Source organism: Glycomyces halotolerans, assembly GCF_054779575.1.
Window position 1 is genome coordinate 25,166 of record NZ_BAAGXZ010000021.1, and the last position, 21,947, is coordinate 47,112.

General features: G+C 71.6%; 18 protein-coding genes and 1 riboswitch. Of the genes, 7 read left to right on the forward strand and 11 right to left on the reverse strand.

What is annotated here, in order from left to right; translation table 11 throughout:
- Window positions 1–28 precede the first annotated feature (28 nt).
- Window positions 29–1,108: a glycoside hydrolase family 43 protein gene (locus ACYVL2_RS16190; RefSeq protein ID WP_460545177.1), complete on the forward strand. Its 1,080-nt coding sequence runs from the start codon at window positions 29–31 to the stop codon at window positions 1,106–1,108.
- A gap of 9 nt (window positions 1,109–1,117) precedes the next feature.
- Here ACYVL2_RS16190 and ACYVL2_RS16195 read toward each other — a convergent pair whose 3' ends face one another.
- From ACYVL2_RS16195 to ACYVL2_RS16215, 5 genes are all read right to left on the reverse strand, one after another.
- Window positions 1,118–3,388, reverse strand: coding sequence for a CDC48 family AAA ATPase (locus tag ACYVL2_RS16195; protein ID WP_460545179.1), 2,271 nt, complete (start codon window positions 3,386–3,388; stop codon window positions 1,118–1,120).
- A 39-nt stretch (window positions 3,389–3,427) separates the two neighbouring features.
- Window positions 3,428–3,628 carry a hypothetical protein gene (locus tag ACYVL2_RS16200; RefSeq protein WP_460545181.1) on the reverse strand — a complete coding sequence of 67 codons (201 nt, stop codon included), beginning with the start codon at window positions 3,626–3,628 and terminating at the stop codon, window positions 3,428–3,430.
- A 24-nt stretch (window positions 3,629–3,652) separates the two neighbouring features.
- Window positions 3,653–5,497, reverse strand: a complete 1,845-nt coding sequence (locus ACYVL2_RS16205; protein ID WP_460545183.1) for a NosD domain-containing protein — start codon at window positions 5,495–5,497, stop codon at window positions 3,653–3,655.
- A gap of 196 nt (window positions 5,498–5,693) precedes the next feature.
- Window positions 5,694–7,325 (reverse strand): chaperonin GroEL, encoded by a 1,632-nt coding sequence (groL, locus tag ACYVL2_RS16210; RefSeq protein ID WP_460545185.1) that lies wholly within the window; start codon window positions 7,323–7,325, stop codon window positions 5,694–5,696.
- A 198-nt stretch (window positions 7,326–7,523) separates the two neighbouring features.
- Entirely contained in the window at window positions 7,524–8,417 is an 894-nt protein-coding gene (locus tag ACYVL2_RS16215; protein WP_460545187.1) for a hypothetical protein, read from the reverse strand.
- 139 nt (window positions 8,418–8,556) lie between these two features.
- Between ACYVL2_RS16215 and ACYVL2_RS16220 the strand changes: the two genes are divergently transcribed.
- Complete coding sequence (locus ACYVL2_RS16220) at window positions 8,557–9,372, forward strand: potassium channel family protein (RefSeq protein ID WP_460545190.1); 816 nt, start codon at window positions 8,557–8,559, stop codon at window positions 9,370–9,372.
- Window positions 9,373–9,730: 358 nt separating this feature from the next.
- Here ACYVL2_RS16220 and thrC read toward each other — a convergent pair whose 3' ends face one another.
- The 6 genes from thrC to ACYVL2_RS16250 form a co-directional block, all read right to left on the reverse strand.
- Window positions 9,731–11,014 (reverse strand): threonine synthase, encoded by a 1,284-nt coding sequence (gene thrC, locus ACYVL2_RS16225; RefSeq protein WP_460545192.1) that lies wholly within the window; start codon window positions 11,012–11,014, stop codon window positions 9,731–9,733.
- A gap of 14 nt (window positions 11,015–11,028) precedes the next feature.
- Window positions 11,029–11,136, reverse strand: a riboswitch (SAM riboswitch).
- A 117-nt stretch (window positions 11,137–11,253) separates the two neighbouring features.
- Window positions 11,254–12,051: a dihydropteroate synthase gene (gene folP, locus ACYVL2_RS16230; RefSeq protein ID WP_460545261.1), complete on the reverse strand. Its 798-nt coding sequence runs from the start codon at window positions 12,049–12,051 to the stop codon at window positions 11,254–11,256.
- A gap of 78 nt (window positions 12,052–12,129) precedes the next feature.
- Entirely contained in the window at window positions 12,130–13,212 is a 1,083-nt protein-coding gene (locus ACYVL2_RS16235) for a hypothetical protein (RefSeq protein WP_460545195.1), read from the reverse strand.
- Entirely contained in the window at window positions 13,212–14,111 is a 900-nt protein-coding gene (locus tag ACYVL2_RS16240; RefSeq protein WP_460545197.1) for an HAD family hydrolase, read from the reverse strand. Before ACYVL2_RS16240 ends, ACYVL2_RS16235 begins: the two co-directional genes overlap by 1 nt.
- A 126-nt stretch (window positions 14,112–14,237) precedes the next feature.
- Entirely contained in the window at window positions 14,238–15,392 is a 1,155-nt protein-coding gene (locus ACYVL2_RS16245) for a DUF5667 domain-containing protein (RefSeq protein ID WP_460545198.1), read from the reverse strand.
- A gap of 268 nt (window positions 15,393–15,660) precedes the next feature.
- Window positions 15,661–16,422 carry an ECF subfamily RNA polymerase sigma factor, BldN family gene (locus ACYVL2_RS16250; RefSeq protein ID WP_460545200.1) on the reverse strand — a complete coding sequence of 254 codons (762 nt, stop codon included), beginning with the start codon at window positions 16,420–16,422 and terminating at the stop codon, window positions 15,661–15,663.
- Window positions 16,423–16,816: 394 nt separating this feature from the next.
- Between ACYVL2_RS16250 and ACYVL2_RS16255 the strand changes: the two genes are divergently transcribed.
- From ACYVL2_RS16255 to ACYVL2_RS16275, 5 genes are all read left to right on the forward strand, one after another.
- Window positions 16,817–17,077 carry a glutaredoxin family protein gene (locus ACYVL2_RS16255; RefSeq protein ID WP_460545202.1) on the forward strand — a complete coding sequence of 87 codons (261 nt, stop codon included), beginning with the start codon at window positions 16,817–16,819 and terminating at the stop codon, window positions 17,075–17,077.
- 337 nt (window positions 17,078–17,414) lie between these two features.
- Window positions 17,415–18,077: a redox-sensing transcriptional repressor Rex gene (locus tag ACYVL2_RS16260; protein WP_460545262.1), complete on the forward strand. Its 663-nt coding sequence runs from the start codon at window positions 17,415–17,417 to the stop codon at window positions 18,075–18,077.
- A complete protein-coding gene (locus ACYVL2_RS16265) occupies window positions 18,074–19,402 on the forward strand; it encodes a glutamyl-tRNA reductase (protein WP_460545204.1) in 1,329 nt (442 codons plus the stop codon). The genes ACYVL2_RS16260 and ACYVL2_RS16265 overlap by 4 nt, the downstream gene beginning before the upstream one ends.
- Window positions 19,399–20,325: a hydroxymethylbilane synthase gene (gene hemC / locus ACYVL2_RS16270; RefSeq protein ID WP_460545206.1), complete on the forward strand. Its 927-nt coding sequence runs from the start codon at window positions 19,399–19,401 to the stop codon at window positions 20,323–20,325. Before ACYVL2_RS16265 ends, hemC begins: the two co-directional genes overlap by 4 nt.
- A gap of 34 nt (window positions 20,326–20,359) precedes the next feature.
- Window positions 20,360–21,940 (forward strand): bifunctional uroporphyrinogen-III C-methyltransferase/uroporphyrinogen-III synthase, encoded by a 1,581-nt coding sequence (locus tag ACYVL2_RS16275; RefSeq protein WP_460545208.1) that lies wholly within the window; start codon window positions 20,360–20,362, stop codon window positions 21,938–21,940.
- Window positions 21,941–21,947 lie beyond the last annotated feature (7 nt).

Consider the following 21,947-nt stretch of genomic DNA (forward strand, 5'->3'; position numbering starts at 1 on the left):
CCGCCCACCCGTTGATAGCGTTCTCACGATGAGTCCTCCGGCGGCGGGGGCGGATCGGCCCACGGCCGCCCGGCCCACCGAACACCCGCTGCGCCTGCCGCAGATGCCCCTGCACGACCCCTTCGTCGTCCCCGACCCCGACACCGGCCTGTACCACCTCTACACCGCATGCCGGGGCTTCACGGCCGACGCGACCGGACCGGTCGGACGCGGCGGCGTCGGCGCCATGGTCTACCGGTCGCCGAACCTCCGCGACTGGGCCGAACCGGTCCCGGTGTTCCTGGTCGACGAGCAGGAGCGCCGGCCGTGGGCGCGGCAAGGCGGCTGGGCGCCCGAAGTCCACCGGTGGCGCGACTCCTGGTACCTGTTCACGACCCTGCACGACGACCGGGCCGTGCTGGACCGGCCCGCGCCCGACCGGTACGGACTGCCGCTGGCGCTCCCGACCCACCGGCGCTCCACGATCGTCGCCGTCGCCGACTCGCTGACCGGCCCGTTCCGCATGCTCCGGACCGATGCGCCGATCCTGCCGGCCGAGCTGATGACGCTCGACGGCACGCTCTACGTCGACCCGTGGGACCGGCCCTGGATGGTCTACGCGAACGAGTGGCTCCAGCGCGTCGACGGCACCATCGAGGCCTACCCCCTCACGGCGGGCCTCGACGCGGTCGACGGCGAACCGGTCCTGCTGTTCAAGGGATCCGACGCCCCCTGGATCACCCGGCAGCTGCCCGCCGGCGTGCCGCACCAGATCGCCCCGTACGTGACCGACGGCCCGCAGCTGTACCGGACGCCGTCGGGGGCGCTGGTGTGCCTCTGGTCGACTTACGAGAAGCGCCGCCTCGCCGACGGCCGCCTCGACGGCGACTACGTCCAGACCTACGCCGTCTCCGAGACCGGGAGGCTCGAAGGCCCCTGGACCCAAGGCGAACCGCTGGTCCGCGGCGACTCGGGCCACGGCATGCTGTTCTCGACCTTCGAAGGCGAGCTGATGATGGTCCTGCACCGGCCCTTCGTGAACGCCCGCGGCAAGCTCTACGAGATGGAGCTGACCGACGCCGGGCCCCGCGTGGTCCGCCAGCGCACCGATCTCGACGGCGACGCCTGAACCCGGCGGTCAGGACTCGCGGGCGCCGGCGAAACGCTCGAGGTACTCCAGCTGCTCGGGGTCGAGACTCGGCCGGACCCGCTCGGTGGCCCGCTCCAGGTGCGCGGCGGTGACCACCGAGGCGTCGAGCGACTCGCGCATCGCCGTCAAGGCCGCCTCCCGCACCAGCGCCGCGCAGTCGGCCGCCGAGTACAGCCACAGCTCGTCGGCGACCTCGTCCAAGTCCACGTCGTCGGCGAACGGCACGTTCTTCGCGTTGGCGCGCAAGATGTCGGCGCGGGCCCCGGCGTCCGGCGGCGGCACGTACACCAGCCGCTCGAGCCGGCCCGGGCGCAGCAGCGCCGGGTCGATCATGTCCGGTCGGTTCGTCGCGCCCACCACCACGACGTCGCGCAGGGCCTCCGCGCCGTCCAACTCGGTCAGCAGCGCGGCCACCACCCGGTCGGCGGTGCCCCCGTCGGTGCCGCCGCCGCGGACGGGAGCGAGCGCGTCGATCTCGTCGAAGAACATCAGCGTCGGACTCGCCTGGCGGGCCCGGCGGAACAGCTCCCTGACGTTCTTCTCCGACTCCCCGACCCACTTGTTCAGCAGCTCCGAGCCCTTGACGCTCAGCACGTTCGCGTGGCCCTCGCCGGCGACGGCGCGCACGATGTAGGTCTTGCCGCAGCCGGGCGGCCCGTACAGCAGGATCCCCCTCGGCGCCTCGATCCCCAAGCGGGTGAACGCGTCCGGGTACGTCAGCGGCCACAGCACCGTCTCGGTGAGCGTCTGCTTGAGGTCCTCCATGCCGCCGACGTCGGCCAGCGTCAGCCCGCCGAGCTCGACCGAGTCGCCGGCCATGCTCGAGGGCCGCACCGACTCCAGCGCCGCGTCGAAATCGGCGCGCTGCAGCGCCGTCGCCCCGCCGGCCTTGGCGCGCATCGCCGCCCGCACCCCGGCCTCGCGCACCATCGTGGCCAGGTCGGCGGCCACGTAGCCGGGCGAGCGGTGCGCCACCGACTCGAGCTTCACGTCCTCGGCGACCTTCATGCCGCGAGTGAAGTACAGCAGCAGCTCCCGGCGGGCCTCGGCGTCGGGCATCGGCACGACCACCTCGTGCTCGAGACGGGCGCGCAGATCGGCGTCGAGGTCCTCGGCCCTCGACGTGGTGCACACGATCGCGCGGCCGTCGGCGAGGACCTCCTCGACGAGCTTCTTGAACATCGTCCCCACAGGCCGCTGCCCCTCGGCCGGCGCGATCGCCTCGACGCCGGTCACCAGCAGCACCCCCGGCGACGGCAGCGCGGCGGCGGCCCGGCGCAGCCGCTCGGCCGCCGCGTTCGCCTCGACCGCAGCCAGCTCCGGGCCCGGCACTGCGCCGACGCCGCCGCCGACCTCGCCCGCGCCATACCTGACCATCGTCGCCTTGCCGGACCCCGACGGTCCGGTGACCAGCACGCCCAGGGTCATGTCGGTGCCGACCACAGTGAGCACCTCGCGGTGATTGAAACCCAGATCGAGCAGCTCGCGCAGCTCCTCGGCGGGGATCCGCACGCCCGCGAGCTCCTCGTACGGCACGTGCTCGACCCGGCGGGACTCCTCGGCCCGGACCATCGGCGCGGACCGCTCGGGCACCGCGTCGGCGCCCGCCGGCTCCGGCGCCGACGCCCTCGGCCGGCGCAGGCTCGCCACCCGGCCCCGCCCCGGCAGCGGCACGTCGATCGACTCGGGAGCGTCCTGTTCCCACCGCACCAGCGTGTCGGCGGTGATCATCGCCGAACGCGGCGGCGAGGACTCGACCACGTTGAGCACCATCGTCGTCCAGCCCATGCCGAGGACGTTGTTCAGCGTCGCCCGCGCGGCCGAGACGGCCTCCTTGCGGCCGCCTTCGAGCTCGATCGGCAGCAGCGAGACGTCGTCGCCCTCGCCGACGACCTTGCTCAGCAGCGCCAGCCGCAGCGTGTCCGGGTCGACCACCGCGACCACCGACGCCGGCCCCGACAAGACCACCCGGTCGGCCGCGGCCAGGCTGGCCGGACCGATCCGGACCGCGTCGCCGTCCCGGGCGCCGATGTTCCCCAGGGTCAGATCGTCGGCGTACAGCGCCCGCCGCGAGGCGTACCGGTCGGCGGCCAGCGCGATCGCCGTCGAGGTCCGCTTGGCGGACAGTTCGACCGCGTCCCCGGCGCCGATCCCCAGCGCGGTGAGGACTTCGGCGTGCAGCCGCACGATCCCGCGGCGGGCGTCCAGGGCCGCGCGGGCGCGGGCCGCGGTAAGGGTGAGAGAGCCAGAGTCGGTCACGCCGCCCAGCCTATAGCGGCGGCGCGCGCACCGGCGAAGCTAATCGTCGGCCGCGTCCAGCGCCATGCGGTAGACCGTCCGGCCGTCCTCCTTGAGGACCGCGGTGGCGGCGCCCTCGTCGACGAAGTCGCGCCAGCGCTCGCCGAGCCACGACTCGGCGTCCCCCTGGCTGCTCAAGTCGGCGTCGGGAGTCTCGAGGGCGTTGCCGTCGGCGTCTTCGATCTGCCAGCTCCAAGTCATGCCGTAACCCTACGCGATCGGTGGCTACCAATCGAAGCGGTTGTAGACCGGGACCGTCGCCGGGGTGCGCTCGACCGGCGGCCCGGCCGGCTGCTTCGGGCGGCGCCGGAACACCGCCGCGAGCGCCAAGAGGGTCCACAGCGGCAACAGCAGCAGCCACATCCACGCCGGCGAGAACGGCATGACCGGGATGATCCACACGCCCCGGTCGATCGCGTCCAGCAGCGCCAGACCGCCGATGAGGCACGTGAAGCCGCCGAAGACGTTGAGCCGCGAGGAGAACCACGACCGTCCGGCGAGGATCCAGCCCACGCCCCACAGCCCGATCGCCAGCGCCTCGTAGTCGCTGCGGCCCGACCACGAGGCCAGGACCATCAGCAGCGCGGCCGAACCGGTGGCGATGGCCGAGAACGTCATGGACATCGGCGCCGGGGGCTCCTCCGAGCGGGCCGCGCCGAGCCAGCCGGCGCCGGTCAGGAACAGCAGGGCCGCGGCGAACAGCACCGAGGCCTGGAACTCCAGCCGGTCGGTGAACTTCGCGCCGAACCAGTCGCATCCGTCCGGCACGCCGGCCTCGACCGCGCCGGTGCCGCACTGCCAGACCTTGTAGGTCTTGACCGGTTCGGCGGCCAGCCGGTTCGGGCCCGAGGCGGCCTCGCAGCCGGGCAGCACGGCCGGGGTGGTGTGGAGGGCGGCGGGCTCGTCGAAGCAGTTGCCCTCGCCTTGGCCGTCCCACCACAGGTCGAGCCGGTTGCGGAAGCGCTGGCCGTCGTCGCGGTAGCCGAGGGTGTTGGCCTCGAAGCGGTTGCGGTGGGATCCGGCCTCGGTGAGCCCGGGGTCGCCCCAGACCATGGCGGCGGCGGTCTGCTGGCCCCAGATGTGGTTGCCGGTGACGGTGGTGTCGTTGGCTTCGGTGAGGAGGATGCCGACGCCGATGGGCGCGGTCCGGTCGGGGCACAGCGCGCCCGAGGACCAGTCGCGTTCGGCCGCGGGGCCGGTGCATTCGGCGGACTCGAGGCGGCCGTAGTGGTCGGTGTTGTTCTCGTAGATCGCATTCGCCGTGGCCGACAGGCGGTGCCCGGAGGCGGTGTCGGCGACGACCAGGCCGGCGGTGTTGCCGTGGAGGCGGCTGGATTGGACGGTCGCTTCGCCGCCGCCGGTCTTCAGCAGTCCGATGAGGTTGCCGGACGAGTCGCAGCCGCCGATTTCGGCGTCGGCGTCCGCCACGGCGATGCCGGCGCCGTCGTTGACCGACGCCGCGCAGTCGGCCAGGAGCACCTCGGTGGAGTCGGCGATGCGGATGCCGTTGCGGCCGTTGCGGGTGCCGTGGACCATCTCGATGGTGACGCCTCTCGAGCCGGTCACGGTCAGCCCCGCTTCGCCGCCGCCGGTGAGGGTGAGGCCCTTGAGGTAGAGCCCGGTCGCGTCGGCGGCGGCCAGGACCGCTTCGGCGTCGTAGCCGGCCGCGACGACGACGTCCTCGGGTCCGTCGCCGAGGCCTTCGATCTGGAGGTCTTCGGCGCCGTCGACGACGATGGCCTCCTCGACGGTGTAGCGGCCCGGCAGGATCAGGATCCTGGTCGCCGGTTCGTCGACCGCGGCCAGGGCCTCGGCGACGTCGCGGTGGCCGTCGGCCCGGCATTCCTCGAACAGTCGCTCGTTGACGATGCGCTGGTTGTAGGCCACGGCTTCGTTGCGGTCGGCGAAGACGTCGGGGTCGTCGTTGCAGACCAGCTGGTAGGGGCCGTCTTCGCGGTATTCGGGGGCTTGGGCCTCGTCGGCCGCGGCGGGGGATCCGAAGGCGACCGCGCCGGCGGTCAGGGCGCTGATCGCCGCCGGCACAAGGGTTCTGCGACGATGGGGGGGCATGGTTCCAGCGTATCCCGGCGCCGGCGCGTTGTGAACCGCTGAGGGCCCGGAGGCTGCATACCGTTCTGGGAGAACGGTATGCAGCCGGCGCAGCAGGCGCTGGCGCCTGTCTGCACTGGCGGACCAGTACAGAGAAAGGGAGAGCCACTCACTCTACCGTGAGCGACTCTCCCTCGCCGCACTCAGCTGGGCCGAGTTACATCATGCCCATGCCGCCCATGTCGGGGGCACCGCCGCCGGCGGCGGCGTTCTCCTTCTCCGGGGCGTCGGCGACGACGGCCTCGGTGGTCAGGAACAGGCCGGCGATCGACGCGGCGTTCTGCAGCGCCGAGCGGGTGACCTTGGCCGGGTCCGGGATGCCCGCGGCCAGCATGTCGACGTACTCGCCGGTCGCGGCGTTCAGGCCCTCGCCCTTGGGCAGGCCCTTGACCTTCTCGACCACGACGCCGCCCTCGAGGCCGGCGTTCTCGGCGATGGCGCGCAGCGGGGCGCCCAGCGAACGCTGGACGATCTCCACACCGGTGGCCTCGTCGCCCTCGGCCTCGATCTTGTCGAAGGCCGTGGCGCCGGCCTGCACCAGCGCGGTGCCGCCGCCGGGGAGGATGCCCTCCTCGACCGCGGCCTTGGCGTTGCGCACGGCGTCCTCGATGCGGTGCTTGCGCTCCTTGAGCTCGACCTCGGTCGCGGCGCCGACCTTGATGACGGCCACGCCGCCGGCCAGGCGCGCCAGGCGCTCCTGCAGCTTCTCGCGGTCGTAGTCGGAGTCGGAGTTGTCGATCTCGGCGCGGATCTGGTTGATCCGGCCCTTGATCTGGTCCTCTTCGCCGGCGCCGTCGACGATGGTGGTCTCGTCCTTGGTGATGATGACCTTGTGGGCGGTGCCCAGCATGTCGATGTTGGCGTTCTCCAGCTTGAGGCCCAGCTCCTCGGAGACGACCTGGCCGCCGGTGAGGACGGCGATGTCGCCGAGCATGGCCTTGCGGCGGTCGCCGAAGCCCGGGGCCTTGACGGCCACGGACTTGAACACGCCGCGGACCTTGTTGACGATGAGGGTCGCCAGCGCCTCGGCGTCGACGTCCTCGGCGATGATCAGGAGCGGCTTGCCGGTCTGGGTGACCTTCTCCAGGACCGGCAGCAGGTCCTTGACCGCCGAGATCTTCTGGTTGGCGATGAGGATGTACGGGTCCTCCAGCACGGCCTCCATGCGGTCCTGGTCGGTCACGAAGTAACCGGACAGGTAGCCCTTGTCGAAGCGCATGCCCTCGGTCAGTTCGAGGTCGAGGCCGAAGGTGTTGGACTCCTCGACGGTGATGACGCCCTCTTTGCCGACCTTCTCCATGGCCTCGGCGATGATGGCGCCCACGGTGGCGTCGCCGGCCGAGATGGAGGCGGTGTTGGCGATCTGCTCCTCGGTGTCGACCTCGGTGGCGGCGCCCTCGAGCTCGGCCACGACGGCGGCGACGGCCTTCTCGATGCCGCGCTTGACGGCGATCGGGTTGGCGCCGGCGGCCACGGCCCGCAGGCCTTCCTTCACCAGCGACTGGGCGAGGACGGTGGCGGTGGTGGTGCCGTCGCCGGCCACGTCGTCGGTCTTCTTGGCGACCTCTTTGACCAGCTCGGCGCCGATCTTCTCGTAGGGGTCCTCCAGCTCGATCTCCTTGGCGACGGAGACACCGTCGTTGGTGATCGTGGGGGCTCCCCACTTCTTGTCCAGCACGACGTTGCGGCCCTTGGGGCCGAGGGTCACCTTGACGGCTTCCGCGAGGACGTTCATGCCCCGCTCGAGTCCGCGGCGAGCCTCCTCGTCGAATGCGATCATCTTCGCCATAGCAGATGGCTTCCTTTCGGATAACGTTCGTTAGTCGACGGTGAGGCGGCACCCCGCGACGGTGGGCCCGCATCGATCGACGCCGGCCCGACCACCTCATCGCGTTTAGCACTCGCACTCTGAGAGTGCCAAATCAGGTATAGCACTCTGCGACCGAGAGTGCCAATCCGGGGCACGAAACAAGTGGTCCCGCCCGCCCTACGGCCCGGACTGCCCGGCGGCCTCCGCCGACAGCGATGTGGCCGAGACGGCCTCGACGCGGCCGCGCAGCCAAGCGTACGAGCACAGCATCGCCGCCAGCACCCAGATCATCGGCGCCAGCAGCAGCAGCGCCATGGCCGCCTCGGTGACGACGATGAGGATCGAGGCGAGCCAGCCGGAGAAGACCGTCTTCCACAGCCCGGCCAGGACCGCGCCCAGCAGGCCGATGAGGACGTTGGCGGCGAACAGGACCAGTCCCACGATGATCAAGCGTCCCAGCGCGGCCCAGAACGCCGAATGGGTCAGCTGGATCGACCGCGCGTACGGGCTGCGTCGGTGCTCGAAGGTCGCGGCGGGCACCATCAGGCTCAGCGCGAAGGCCGCCCACAGACCCGGCAGGACGCACAGGACCAGGCCGACGCCGATGGTGACCCACGCCAGCAGCGCCCACAGCCACAGCCGCCAGCCGTGGCCGAACCCGAACGAGAACGCCTCGCCGATGCTGAGGAACCCGCCGGCGGCCTCGGCGGCCGCCGAACGCGTGGCGGCCATGGCGGCCGCGGCGGCCAGGTACAGCAGCACCAGGCTCAGCAGGCCGCCGACGACCGCGGCCGCCGGTCCGGGCCAGTAGTCGTCGACCAGGTGCTCCGGCTGCAGGCGGCCGGGCACCGGATCGGGGGCGGCGAAGTTGCCGAAGGCGCCGAGGATCCACCGGGGCAGCACGACGCCGACCAGGAGGATGAGCCCCATGGAACGCCATGAGCGGGCGACCGTGGCGATCGAGGCGTTCCACCAGCGTTCGAACGTGTCGGTCACCAGGGCGTCGCCGCCGTTGAAGCGCCCCGAGCGCTCGCCGGGATCCTCGGTGTTCCAGTAGGGATCGTCGTTCATAGGCGGATCGTAGTCCGCGCACATCGGCCAGAGCCGACAATTCGGGCCGGGCGGCATGCCGGGCGCGAAGGCGGTGCGAACCGCGTTCGCCCAGGGTGAGGGCTGCCCGGGCCAGGGCCGAGTCGATACCCTGGGGCGCGTGCCTGCATCATCGCCATTCCCCCAAGAACGCGCACAGCGCTGGCCCGAGCAGCTCACCGCCTGGGAGCGCGCGACGAACACCCCGCTGTTCATCCTGGCGCTGCTGTTCCTGATCGCTTATGCCGCACCGATTCTGCATACCGGTCTGCCGTCGTGGGTGGAAGACGCCGCGAAGCTGGTGAACTACGGGGTGTGGGCGCTGTTCGCGATCGATTACGCGGCGCGGCTGGTCCTGGTCGGACGGGGCCGCCGGTGGCGGTTCGTCTACACCCATCCGCTCGATCTGGTGATGGTGCTCATCCCGTTCGCGCGGCCGCTGCGGCTGGTGCGGATGGTGCTGGTGCTCATCGAGGTGTTCAGCCGGCACGCGCGGACCTCGCTGCGCACCAAGGCCAGTGTCTACATCACCGGGGTCACGCTCATGATCCTGCTGGTGGCGAGTCTGGCGATCCTCGACGCCGAGCAGGGGATCGAGGGTTCGCAGATCCACAATTTCGGGGACGCGCTGTGGTGGTCGGTGGTGACCGCCTCGACGGTCGGCTACGGCGACTTCGTGCCGCAGACGGCCACCGGCCGGATCGTGGCCTCGATCCTCATGTTCGCCGCGATCGGGCTGGTGGGTCTGGTGAGCGGTTCGCTGGCGTCCTGGTTCGTCGACCGCGTCGCGGCCCAGACCGGCGAGGAGGACAAGGCCGAGGCCGAGGTGCTCAGCCGCCGCCTGGCCGTCCTGGAGGCGCAGGTGGCCGAGATGCACGCGGTCGTGGTGGGCGGTGAGCGGCCCGATCGGCCGGAAGTACCGGATCAGCGGGTGTAAGGAAGCCCGAGACGGGTATGCCCGTTGCAGCGAAGAACATGCGGCGGGAGGCCTCGCGGCCGCACCGTAGCCGGTGGAAGCACATGGGGGAGCAGGCGACGCGCCTTGGTCGGGAGACCGCAGTTCCTGACACCGGCTGGCGCTGCTCGACACGTTCTAGCCCCAGGACTCGCAGTCAACCGGGTGAGTGGCGACAGGACAGCTGCGGCCTCCCGCACAAAGAATTCTTGCGCATTCACTGAATTGGGTCAAGACCCGAAGTTCGTTTCTTTCTGTCGGGTACCCGACACTTGCCTTCACAACGGTCACGGAGAGTGATAATTTCAGGAGTTCGGCAAGCGTTTCACGGATACTCCGATCAGGACTCCAGCAGCCCCGCCTCGCGCGCCGACTTGAGCGATGGCTTCACGGTGTGAGTGGGCCCCACCAGCGACGATACCGCGTCCAAAGTCTTCAGTCCATCGCCGGTGTTGTAGATGACCGTCTCCGCGTCCGGGTCCAGCCGACCCGACTCCAGGAGCTTACGGAGCGTAGCCACCACGACGCCGCCGGCCGTTTCAGCGAAAACGCCCGTCGTCGAGGCCAGGAGTCTGATACCTTCCCGGATCTCGTCGTCGTCGACCTTCGCCATGCCCCCGCCGGTCGAACGGCACGCCTCGATCGCGTACGGCCCGGCGGCCGGGTCGCCGATGTTGAGGCTCTTGGCGATCCCGGTCGGCTTGACCGGCGTGATCACGTCGGTCCCGGCGCTGAAGGCGTCGGCGATCGGGCTGCACCCGGCCGACTGCGCCCCGAACACGCGGACCTTGCCCGGATCGGTCAGCCCGATCTCGGCGGTCTCGTCGAAGGCCTTGTGGATCTTGGTGAGCAGCTCGCCCGAGGCCATGGGCACCACGACCTGCTCGGGCAGGCGCCAGCCCAGCTGCTCGGCGACCTCGTAGCCGAGGGTCTTGGAACCCTCGGCGTAGTAGGGCCGGATGTTGACGTTGACGAACGCGGTCGACTCGAACTCGTCGGTCTCGGTCAGCTCCGAGCACAGCCGGTTCACATCGTCATAGGAGCCTTCGACGGCCACCAGCTGCCCGCCGTAGACCGCGGTCTGGACGATCTTGCCCGGCTCCAGGTCGTGCGGCACGAACACCGTCGACGGGATGCCGGCGCGCGCGGCGTGCGCGGCCACGGAGTTGGCGAGGTTGCCGGTCGAGGCGCACGCGAAGCGGTCGAAGCCGAGCTTGACCGCGGCCGAGACGGCCGTGGAGACCACGCGGTCCTTGAACGAATGCGTGGGGTTGGCGCTGTCGTCCTTGACCCACAGGCGCTTCATGCCCAGGGCCCGCGCCAGGTGCTTCGCGTCGATCAAGGGCGTCAGGCCCGGATCGAGGCTCACCCGGTCGGCCGGGTCGACCCCGACCGGCAGGAGCGGGGCGTAGCGCCACAGGTTCTGCGGACCGGACTCGATCTGCGCGCGGGTCACCCGCGCGAGCGCGGCCTGGTCGTAGTCGACTTCGAGCGGACCGAAACACTGCCAGCAGGCGTGCTGCGCCACCAGGCCGTAGGTGGTACCGCAGTTGCGGCACACCAGACCCTTGGCCGGGCTTTCGGCGAACAGTGCGTCGTGATCCGCAGAGAGTGCGTTGGACATGCGAGAAGGCTCCTCCCTCATCTTCCCCGCAGGGCGGGCCGGAATTGGCACCTGCCGGCGGAGACCGCCGGTGGTTGCCGCAGCTTCGTCGGGCCGGGCCCCTCAGCTGCTCTGGATGAAGTACGTGCCGAATGGTACGGGCGAGGCCGAGACACCCGCAACCGGAGTTCCAAGTTGTAGGAAGCGTCCCGACCGGACCCACCGCCTATAGGAAATATCCTATATCCTATAGGATCGGCTCAGTGGGCTCGCCTCGTCGCGAGCCACACCGCCCTGGCGTCGGCCGTCCCGGCCACGTCGTGGACGCGCACGCCCCAGGCCCCGGCCTCGAACGCCAGCACCGAGGTCGCCAGGGTCGCCGCCTCGCGCTGGCCCACCGGGCGCGCCTTGCCGCTCTCGTCGGCCAGCAGACCGCCCAGGTAGGACTTGCGCGAGGAGGCGAACAGCACCGGGTAGCCCAGGGCCACGAATTCGTGCAGGTGCGCCGACAGCCGCCAGTTGTGCTCGGCGGTCTTGGCGAATCCCAGCCCCGGGTCGATGACGATCCGGTCGGCCTCCACTCCGGACTCCAGCGCCGCCTCCACGCGGTCCTCGAGTTCGGCCTTCACGTCGGCCACCACGTTCTCGTAGTGCGCCAGCCGCTGCATGTCCAGCGAGTGACCCCGCCAGTGCATGAGCACCCACCGCACGCCCGTGTCGGCGACCACGCGGGCCATGTCGGGGTCGGCCAGCCCGCCGGAGACGTCGTTGACCACGCTCGCGCCGGCCTCGATCGCCGCGGCGGCCACCGCGGCGCGCGTGGTGTCGATCGACACCGCCAGCCCCCGCTCGGACAGTGCCGCCACCACCTCGACGACCCGGGCGGTCTCGGTGGCCGCGTCGACGCGCTCGGCGCCGGGCCGCGTCGACTCGCCGCCGACGTCGATGAGGTCGGCCCCTTCGGCGGCCATCTGCTCGCCGTGGCCGACCGCGTCCTCGAAGTCGAGGTAGCGTCCGCCGTCGGAGAAGGAATCCGGGGTGACGTTGAGGATTCCCATGATCCGCGGCGGCGTCGGCTCGGTGTCGTGTGGCTCAGTCACGTACTCGACGTTACCCGCGCCGATGAGGGCCGCAGCTCAACGAGCGAGGTCCGTGAGGTCCAGCACGTGCCATCGCCGCAGGTCCGCCGAGCCGGTCGACCACCACAGCCGACGCTCGTCGGCGCCGGTGCGGCCGGCGGACTCGGCCACCAGATACGTCGCCGAATCCCGCAGGTCGAACAGCGTCAACCGGTAGCCGTCGCCGGCCTCGGCGACCGACTCCTCGAGCGGCTCGAAGCGGTCGAGGAGCCCGACGTCGACCGCCACCGCCGAGGCGAAGCCTTCGGCGACGGTGACCCGGCCGGTCCCGTCGGGACGGACCAGGTCGATGCGCGATCCGTCGGCGCCGGTGGCGATGAGCCGGCACCACGTCGCCGAGCACATCGCCAGCTCGTCAGCGTCGGCGTCCAGGAAGACCGACGAGCCGTCGTCGGCGCGCACCAGCTCGGCCCGGCCCAGGACGCCCGTGCCGGTCAGCCACGGCCACGCGGCGGCCTGCCACGCGCCCGGGTGCTCCTCGACCGCGACCGGGCCGCCATCCAGGCGCACCCGGCGGTGCTCGGTGGTGCGCTCGGACGCTCGCACGGTGGAGAGCCAGTGCAGGTAGCCGTCGGCGAACTGGAGGTCGTAGGCGCCGCCGGCGGCGACCACGTCGCCGGTGTCGGCCGTCAGCGACCGCGCCCCGCCGGGCCGGCCGGCCCCGTCGCGCTCGGCGATCCACAGCTCGGAGACGACGCGGCCCTGATCGTCCGGCACGGACTCGATCCAGGCGAGGTGGGCGTCGGTCGCGGCGGTGGCGACCGCGCCGGGCACGCCGCCGGGATCGGACAGGACCGTCGCGCTCGCCGCACCGGCGTCGCGTTCGACGTACAGCAATCGCCCGTCGGCGTCGACGCCGAGCGCGGCCGAATCGTCCAAGAACGACAGCGGCTCCCACGGGCGGCCGCCGATCGCGCCGGGCCACTCCTCGGGCTCCAGGCCCCACCGCTCCCACACCGTCGTCATCGGATCGGAGGCCGGGGTGCTGATCTGCTCGCCCCGCTCGGGCGAGGGCCACAGCAGCCAGGCCGCGGCGAGCACGATCGAGGCGGCGAGCGTCAGCCGCTGCGGCGAGGACATTACCCGCGTTCGCGTCCCCGCAGGAGATAGAACAGGCCCGCGGCCACGCCGGCCGCGGCGGCCGAGGGCAGCGCGAGCTTCGCGGCGCGGCGCCCGCGCCGGTAGTCGAACACCGGCCAACCGTGGTGGCGGGCCTGCCGCGCCAGCCGCCCGTCCGGGTTGACGGCGATGGCCTTGCCGACCCTGCGCAGCATCGGCAGGTCGTTGGCCGAATCGGAGTAGGCCGTGCACTGCTCCAGGTCCAGGCCGCGCTCGGCGGCGAGCGAGGCGATGCCCTCGGCCTTGGCCGGGCCGTGCAGCAGGTCCCCGACCAGGCGGCCGGTGTAGCAGCCGTCGGCGACCTCGGCGATGGTGCCGAGCGCGCCGGTCAGGCCCAGCCGCGAGGCGATGACGCCGGCCAGCTCGACCGGGCTGGCGGTCACCAGCCACACCTCCTGGCCCTCGGCCAGATGCCGTTCGGCCAGCCGCCGCACCGGCGCGAGGATGCGCGGGGAGATGTCGCGGTCCACGACCTCCTCGCACAGCAGCCGCATCTCGGCCACCGGGTAGCCGGCGACCAGTTCGAGGGCGGAGGCCTTGACCGACTGCATGTGCCCGTGGTGTTCGGTGCCGCGGACCTTGAAGTTGGCCTGCTTCCAGGCGAAGCCGACGATGTCGCGGCCGGAGAGCACGCCTTGGCGGGCCAGGCCGCGCGCGAGCCAGTAGATGGAGGCCCCGTGCATGAGGGTGTTGTCGACGTCGAAGAACGCCGCCGCGGGGCCGAAGGCCTGCTCCTCCTCCGCGGGGGCGCCGGGCTGGACTACGACGCTGCGGTGCCGCGCGAGGTCGTGGCCGCCGACTCCCTTCGACGGCGGCCCGGGCACACAGGAGGCGCTGATGGAAGCCTCGATCTCAGACACTCTCAAAGCCTACCGGTCGAAAACAGACGCCCTGTAACGCTCACTCGCGGCGTGGGTGAATTTCCCGTGTGGGCCCGGTGACGTCCCGCCTGGACGGAGGGACCTCACCGGGCCGGCCGGCTCGCGTCAGCCGAACAGGTCCGAGACGATCCCCGACAGCTCGTCGAGGACCCGGCCGTCGTCGTCGCCCTCGTCCTCGTCTCCGGTCCCGTCGCTCGGCGTCTCGGTGGTCGGGTCGATCTGGTCGGTGACCGTCCCCTCGGCCTCGGCCTCGGCCGACGACGCGTCGTCGGCCGGCGCCTCGGAGGACGTACCGGGGTCGGTCGCCGCGCCGCTCGGTTCGCTCTCGGTGCCCGTCCGGCCGGGGTCGCCGTCGGCGTCGGCGTCGGCGGAGCATTCGGTCGGGACCGGCCCGAGCGGGTCGACCGGGCCGCCCGGCTCGGTGCAGTCGAGCGCTCCGCGCAGTTCGACCGAGCGGATCGCGGCGGCCTCCAAGAGCGCCACCAGGTCCTCGCCGGCCGCGCGGGCCTCGCCGTCGAACCGGCCGGCCATGGACTCCATGGCCCAGCGCTGCTCGTTGGCGAACATGTCCACATAGTCCAGTGCCGCGGGGTCGCCGCTCTCGACGGCGATCGTGCCGAGCATCTCGACCCCCTGGCGCAGATCGTCCGCGGCCTCCTCGAGCGCGAGGGCGGCGGCCGCGTCGTCGCCGGCGACGGCCCGGGCCTCCCGCATCCGCGTGTCCGCGAACTCCAGATGGAGCTGGGCGCGGCCCAGGTCGTTCCCGGCCAGCGCCATCTGCGCCTGCTCGGTGGAGCGTTTGACGTTGTAGAGCGTCTCGCCCGGGAGCGCGTCGCCGGAGGCCGCCGAGACCCCCGAGACGGCGACCGTCCCGGTCAGCAGCGCGGCCACGATGGCCAGGCGCCGCCCGCCGCGGGGGCGGCGGGGGAACAGGTCCTCGCGGACCGGGGGACGGTCGGATTCGGGCACCGCCGCGCTGGCGCGGTGTCGCGCGGTGGCGCCGATGCCCTCGGCCTCGGCGACGGCCATGAGGCGTCGCCGGGTGGCGTCGCGCCAGCGGTCGGAGGGCCTGCCGGCGACGCCCGCCTGCTCGCCGAGGTCGGCCAGGCGTCCGGTGACGCTCAGCAGTTCGATCAGTTCGGTCTCTGTGGCACCCGATGCGCGACGGTCGTCGCTTGAGTGAGGGTGGGCGGTTCCGTCGGAGTCAAGCCGGCATGCGAATTCCTCCGCGCGCCGGCGTTCCAGTGGGTTGATGATCACCGGGCACACCCCCTCTCAATGCATGGATCCTGCTCCTGTACTTAGAACAACGCACGAATGGTCCCTGAGGTTACGGTCTGGCCCGGCGATGAGTGTCGTGGCGCAGGGCTCATCACCTGGTGAACTGGTGTCTGTCGGCTTTGCGACAGTGTCGTCGGCATCGCTGCCGTTCGGCTCGGAGGGTCACGGGGTGTCGGCGGTCACATGGCGTCCTTCGGGTCTCGTTCTGCTCGTTGGGGCCCCCGGGGGGATCGGCGGCCGGGCCCGGTCAGCCGCGGAAGCCTTCCGGCAGCAGCCGGGCGAGGGTCCGCACGGCCCGGTACTGCAGCGCCTTGACCGCGCCTTCGTTCTTGCCCATGGCGCGGGCCGTCTCGGCGACGGTGAAGCCCTGGAGGAACCGCAGCACGATGCACTCCTGCTGGTCGGGGTTGAGCTTCTTGACCGCCGTGAGAAGCGTGGCGTTGGTCAGCTTCTCCAGCGCCGCGGTCTCCGGCGAGGTGCTCGGGTCGGTCTCGGCGGCGTCGGGGCCGAGCACGTCCGGCTTGGCGATCTCCAGCCGGTACCGGCCGGACTTGAAGTGGTCGACCACCAGGTTCCGCGCGATCGTGACCAGCCAGGCCCCGAAGGCCCGGCCCTGCCAGGAGAAGCTCGAGATGCGCCGCAGGGCCCGCAGGAACGTCTCGGAGGCGAGGTCCTCGGCGAGTTGGGCGTTGCCCACGCGGAAATAGATGTAGCGGTAGACCGTGTCGCCGTAGCGGTCGTAGATGTCGCCGAACGCCGAGGCGTCGCCGTCCTGGGCCCTGGCCACCAGTTCGGCCACCTCCTCGCCGTCGACCTGGTCCTCGGTCTCGCGGCGGTGCCTGCCGCCGTGCGGCGGTCCGGCGGTCTCGGTAGCGGCGCCGGCGTCCGCGTCGAGGCCGAGCGAGCGCTGGGCGGCGGTGCCGGTGTCCAGGCTCAGGGCCGTCCACAGGGCTTGACGCAGCCGCTCCAGTCCCGCCGCCGCGTTCGGCGGCAGGAGATCGGTGTGCATGACCCCGCCTGTGAAGGGGGCGGTGTCTGCTGTGAGCGTCGGTGCAGTACCGGACACTATTGGCCTCCTCGTGTGAGGGGTCGGGCCGAGTCGAGCGATCGGGTCCCGCAGGGACTGACGCGCTCGAGTCTAGGAATCCGGGCGACCCCGAAGAGGGATTTGCAGTCGGCGTGTCGCCGTGAGTGACGGTCGCGGTCGGGTCGATGTCGTTCCCCTGTAGCGGGTGCGGCGTACCCTTCTTCGCGGGGGCGGAATCCCACCATTACCTCCCCTGATGTGGTCTCGGTCCGGGATGGGGACCGGCGTTGATTTCGAGTGTGACCGAGAAATGACAGAGTGTGTCGCACTGGCTGTGCGATCTCTGGCGCACCTGCCGATCGATGGAGGGAGCAGGGTGAACAGACTGACCCTACTGACTACAAAGGACTGCCATCTCTGCGGCCGGGCGCGCGCCGACCTCGAAGCGGTCTCCCGCCGGACCGGGGTCGGCTGGGACGAGGTCGACGTCGCCGACGACCCCGAGCTGGCGCGCGAGTACGGCGACCGGCTCCCGGTCGTGCTGCTCGACGGCGCCGAGCACGGCTACTGGGAGGTCGACGTCGACCGCCTCGAACGCGACCTGGCGGCCCGGCCGGGCCACCACGACCGGACGTGACGCGCCGAAGGGCGCGCCATGCCCGTGCGAGGGGACCATACACGGCAAAATGATGACGACGGCGACTCGCCGGGCAGCACCGACGGTTCGGTACAGCCGAGTCAGCCTCGGTGGTACGGGGGTGTATCGGAACCCGTGCCCGCGAGTCGCCTCGATCGTTCCGACCCGTGAGCTTCGCCCGTCCGCCCAGACCGGCGGCCGAGGTCCTAAGCTGAGTAACTCACACCGGCGCGGTCCGCACCGCGACCGCCCGCGGACCGGCGGCGAGGAACTCGGAGTTCGACCATTGACCACCACCGGCGAAGGCACCGATCAGCAGGCCCCTGCGCACGCGCACATCACGACCGCGGCCGACCTGCCGGCCGCCACCGTCAGGCGCCTGCCCGAATACCTGCGCGCCCTCCACGCCTTCACCGACTCGGGGGTCGACACCGTCTCCTCGGAGACGCTCGCCGCCGCCACCGGAGTGAACTCCGCCATGCTCCGCAAGGACCTCTCGCAGCTGGGCGCCTCCGGGATGCGCGGCGTCGGCTACAACGTGGCCACGCTGGCCGCCTACATCGCTGGCGTGCTCGGACTCACCAAATACTCGCGCGTGGCCATCATCGGCCTCGGCCACCTGGGGCAGGCCCTCGCCCGCTACCCCGGATTCTCCGAACGCGGCTTCGCCATCGTTGGCCTCTTCGACGCCGACCAAGGCATCATAGGGAAGGACCTCGACGGCCTGGTGGTGCGCGACGTGGCGCAGCTGGACGCGGCCGTACGTGACGAAGGCATCAACATAGGGGTCATCGCCACACCTGAAGCGGCCGCGCAACACGTCGCCGACGTCCTCGTACAAGCTGGGGTGACCAGCATCCTCAACTTCGCGCCATGCGTACTGGCCGTGCCGGAGGGCGTGGCGGTCCGCAAAGTGGACCTGGCCGTCGAGTTGCAGATCCTGTCATTCCACGAACACCACAAGACGCTCAGACGCAGTCAGACGGGAACGGTGAAGTGAACCTCCTGGTAGTCGGCATCTCGCACCGCAGCGCAGCGGTCGAGACCCTGGAACGACTCGCAATGGACTCCGAAGCGGCCACGCGACTGGCCCATCGGCTGCTGGCGGGCGGCGACGTCCGCGAGGCCGTCGTGCTCTCCACCTGCAACCGGGTCGAGGTCTACGCCGCCGCCGCGACCTTCCACGGGGCCCTGTCGACCATCGTCGACCGGCTCCGCGAGCAGTGGGGCCCATCGACCGGCGAGGACGAGCTCGACTTCGCCTCCTGCGGGTACGTCCGCCACGGCTCGGACGCGGTCGCCCACGCCTTCCGCGTCGCCGCCGGCCTCGACTCCATGGTCGCCGGCGAACCCCAGATCCTCGGGCAGCTGCGCGAGGCCTACGAGACCGCCCGCGAAGCCGACCTCGTCGGCCGCCACCTGCACGAACTGTTCCAGCAGGCCTTGCGCGTCGGCAAACGCGTCCACGCCGAGACCGACGTCGACGCCCACGCCCCCTCGATCGTCACCGCCGCCCTGAGCCTGGCCGAGGACGCCCTCGGCAAGCCCCTGCGCGAGGTCGACGCGGCCGTCGTCGGCGCCGGCGCCATGGGCGGCCTGGCCACGGCCACACTGGCCCGCTCCGGCGTCCGGAGCCTCACCGTCGCCAACCGCGACCGCGACAAGGCCGAGCGCCTCGCCGCCGACTACGACGCGGCCGTCGGCGACTGGGACGAGCTCGCCGCCATCGCCGGCGGCGCCGACCTCATCATGTGCGCGACCGCCTCCCCCGAACCGGTGCTCGACCTCGAAGCGCTCGCCTCCCGGCGCGAGCGCCTGGTCGTGTGCGACCTCGCACTGCCCCGCGACGTCGCCGACGGCGTCGGCGCCCTCGAGGGCGTCACCGTGATCGACATCGCCGAGATCCAGCGCTCGCACGCCGGCGGCGCCGGCGAGGGCGCCCTCGCCGAAGTCGAACGGCTCCTGGCCGAGGAGATCGAGGCCTACGCCGACAGTCTCAAGGCCGACGCCGTCACCCCGACCGTCGCGGCCCTGCGCTCGGCCGCGGCCGACATCGTCGAGACCGAGCTGGCCCGCGTGGCCCGCCGCGGCGACTTCACCGACGACCAGCGCGCCGAGGTCGCCCGCACCGTCCACCGGGTCGTGCAGCGGCTGCTGCACGAACCGACCGTCCGGGTGCGCGAACTCGCCGGCAGACCCGGCGCCCCCGACTACGCCGGGGCCCTGCGCGAACTGTTCGCGCTCAGCCCCGAGGCCATCGCCGAACCGCGCGAGGACTCCCTGACCGAAGCGCTCAAGATCCAGCCGAAAGGCGGCCGCCAGTGATCCGTGTCGGGACCCGGGGATCGAGACTCGCGATGGCGCAGAGCCGGTCGGTCGCCGACGAGCTCGCGCGGATCTCGGGCGAGGAAGTGACACTGGTCGAGATCAAGACCACAGGCGACCGCTCCGCGGCGCCGGTGGCGGAGCTGGGCGTCGGCGTCTTCGTCAACCAGCTGCGCGACGCGCTCGAACGCGAAGAGATCGACATCGCGGTCCACTCCTACAAGGACCTGCCGACCGCGCAGCCCGAGCACCTGGTCGTGTCCGTCCCGCCGAGGGTCGATCCGCGCGACGTGCTCATCTCCGAGGGCGGCCGGACCCTCGCCGACCTGCCGCCGGGCTCGCGCATCGGCACCGGTTCGCCGCGGCGCATCAGCCAGCTGCTGGCCCTGGGCCGCGGCTTCGAGTGCGTCCCGATCCGCGGCAACATCGACACCCGCATCCGCCGCGTCGGCACCGACCTCGACGCGGTCGTCCTGGCGGCGGCGGGCCTGCGCCGCGTCGGCCGGGAGAATGAAGTGGCCGAGTTCCTCGACCCGCTGGTGATGCTTCCCGCTCCGGCACAAGGGGCGTTGGCGGTCGAATGCCGCAAAGCGGACAAGACATCGGCGCGTATTTCGAGTATGCTCAACGACCGGTACTCACAAGCCGCGGTCGCAGCCGAGCGCGGCCTTCTGGCACGTCTCGAAGCCGGATGCAGCGCACCGGTCGCCGCACTCGCCGACGTCTCGGAGGGCGCATCGCCCGGTCAGATCGACTTGTACCTGCGGGGGGCGGTCGCAGCGACCGACGGCAGCGTACTCGAGCGGCTCTCGACCACGGCCGAGCTCGCCGAATCGGGCGACTCGGCGGCCCAGGCGGCCGCGGTAGGCGCGGCGCTGGCCGAGGACCTGCTGCACAGCGGCGCTGAGCAACTATTGAAGTAGACCTGAACCTCACACGACTGTTGATGGAGAGAACATGACCAGTGCCCGTAAGCTGGTGGGCCGCGTGCGATTCGTCGGGACCGGCCCAGGCGATCCGGGACTGCTGACCAAGCGCGCCCTCGACGCCATCAGCGAGGCCGACCGCGTCTACTACGACCGGTCGCTGCCGCAGTCGCTGATCGAGGCCGCCAAGGAACTCACCGGCGACGACGGCAAGGTCAAGCTGATCGAGTCCTCGCCGGGCGACCAGGGCAAGCTCATGGCCGCCGCCGCCCGCGAGGGCGAGAACATCGCGCGCCTGGTCGTCGGCGACGCCTACCCCAACCGCCTCGCCAAGGCCGAGATCAAGTCCGCCTCGGCCGAAGGCGCCCGCTTCGAGGTCATCCCGGGGATGAGCCACGCCCAGGCCGTCGCCGTGTACGCCGGGATGCCGCCCGGCGAGGTCCGCACGGTCATCGACATCGACGACATCGCCTCCCTGGAACCGCAGGCCCTGGCCGACGCGGCCGGACGCGGCAGCCTCACGGTCACCGCCGACGTCTCCGACCTCTCCAGCCTGCGCGACATCCTCCTGGCCGGCGGAGTCTCCGGGGAGACGGCCGTCGCCGTCACCGGCGACGCCACCGGCGAGACCGAGTACACCACCACCTCCTCGGTGGACACGTTCGTGGAGGCCGCGCTCGGCTACGCCGGGCAGGTCGTGCTCACCATCGGCCCCGGCGTCGAGGAGCGCGCCGAGCTGGCCTGGTGGGAGTCCCGCCCGCTGTACGGCTGGAAGGTCCTCATCCCGCGCACCAAGGAGCAGGCCGGCGTCATGTCCGAGCGCCTGCGCGCCTACGGGGCCATCCCGTGCGAGGTCCCGACCATCGCCGTCGAGCCGCCGCGCACCCCCGCCCAGATGGAACGTTCCATCAAGGGCCTGGTCGACGGCCGCTACGCCTGGATCGTGTTCACCTCGCAGAACTCGGTGAGGGCCATCTGGGAGAAGTTCAAGGAGCACGGCCTCGACGCCCGCGCCTTCGGCGGCATCAAGATCGCCTGCATCGGCGAGGCCACCGCGAACAAGGTCCGCGAGTTCGGCATCGAACCGGAGCTGCTGCCCTCGGGCCAGCAGTCCTCCGAAGGGCTGCTCGAGGTCTTCCCGCCGCACGACCCGGTGCTTGACATGGTCGGCCGGGTGCTGCTGCCGCGCGCCGACATCGCCACCGAGACGCTCGTGCAGGGCCTGACCGAGCGCGGCTGGGAGGTCGACGACGTCACCGCCTACCGGACGGTGCGCGCCTCGCCGCCGGCCGCCGAGATCCGCGACGCGATCAAATCCGGCGGTTTCGACGCGGTCCTGTTCACCTCGTCCTCGACCGTCCGCAACCTCGTCGGCATCGCCGGCAAGCCGCACCAGCGGACCGTCGTGGCCTGCATCGGACCGGCCACGGCCGACACCGCCACCGAGTTCGGGCTGCGCGTCGACGCCAAACCCGAACTCGCCTCGGTGCCCGACCTGATCGAATCGCTCGCCGAGTACGCCGTGGAGCTGCGCAAGCGCCTCGCCGAAGGCCCGATCAAGACCCGGCGCGGCCAGAAGGTGCAGGGCCCCACGGCCCTGAGGTTCCGCTAGCGACGAA

Excerpts from the sequence above, each read along its gene's own strand:
- ACYVL2_RS16205 (WP_460545183.1), bottom strand. The coding sequence starts at position 5,497 with ATGCCCCCCCATCGTCGCAGAACCCTTGTGCCGGCGGCGATCAGCGCC.
- ACYVL2_RS16215 (WP_460545187.1), bottom strand. The coding sequence starts at position 8,417 with ATGAACGACGATCCCTACTGGAACACCGAGGATCCCGGCGAGCGCTCG.
- ACYVL2_RS16190 (WP_460545177.1), top strand. The coding sequence starts at position 29 with ATGAGTCCTCCGGCGGCGGGGGCGGATCGGCCCACGGCCGCCCGGCCC.
- ACYVL2_RS16250 (WP_460545200.1), bottom strand. The coding sequence starts at position 16,422 with ATGCACACCGATCTCCTGCCGCCGAACGCGGCGGCGGGACTGGAGCGG.
- ACYVL2_RS16275 (WP_460545208.1), top strand. The coding sequence starts at position 20,360 with ATGACCAGTGCCCGTAAGCTGGTGGGCCGCGTGCGATTCGTCGGGACC.
- ACYVL2_RS16200 (WP_460545181.1), bottom strand. The coding sequence starts at position 3,628 with ATGACTTGGAGCTGGCAGATCGAAGACGCCGACGGCAACGCCCTCGAG.
- thrC (WP_460545192.1), bottom strand. The coding sequence starts at position 11,014 with ATGTCCAACGCACTCTCTGCGGATCACGACGCACTGTTCGCCGAAAGC.
- groL (WP_460545185.1), bottom strand. The coding sequence starts at position 7,325 with ATGGCGAAGATGATCGCATTCGACGAGGAGGCTCGCCGCGGACTCGAG.
- ACYVL2_RS16235 (WP_460545195.1), bottom strand. The coding sequence starts at position 13,212 with ATGTCCTCGCCGCAGCGGCTGACGCTCGCCGCCTCGATCGTGCTCGCC.
- folP (WP_460545261.1), bottom strand. The coding sequence starts at position 12,051 with ATGGGAATCCTCAACGTCACCCCGGATTCCTTCTCCGACGGCGGACGC.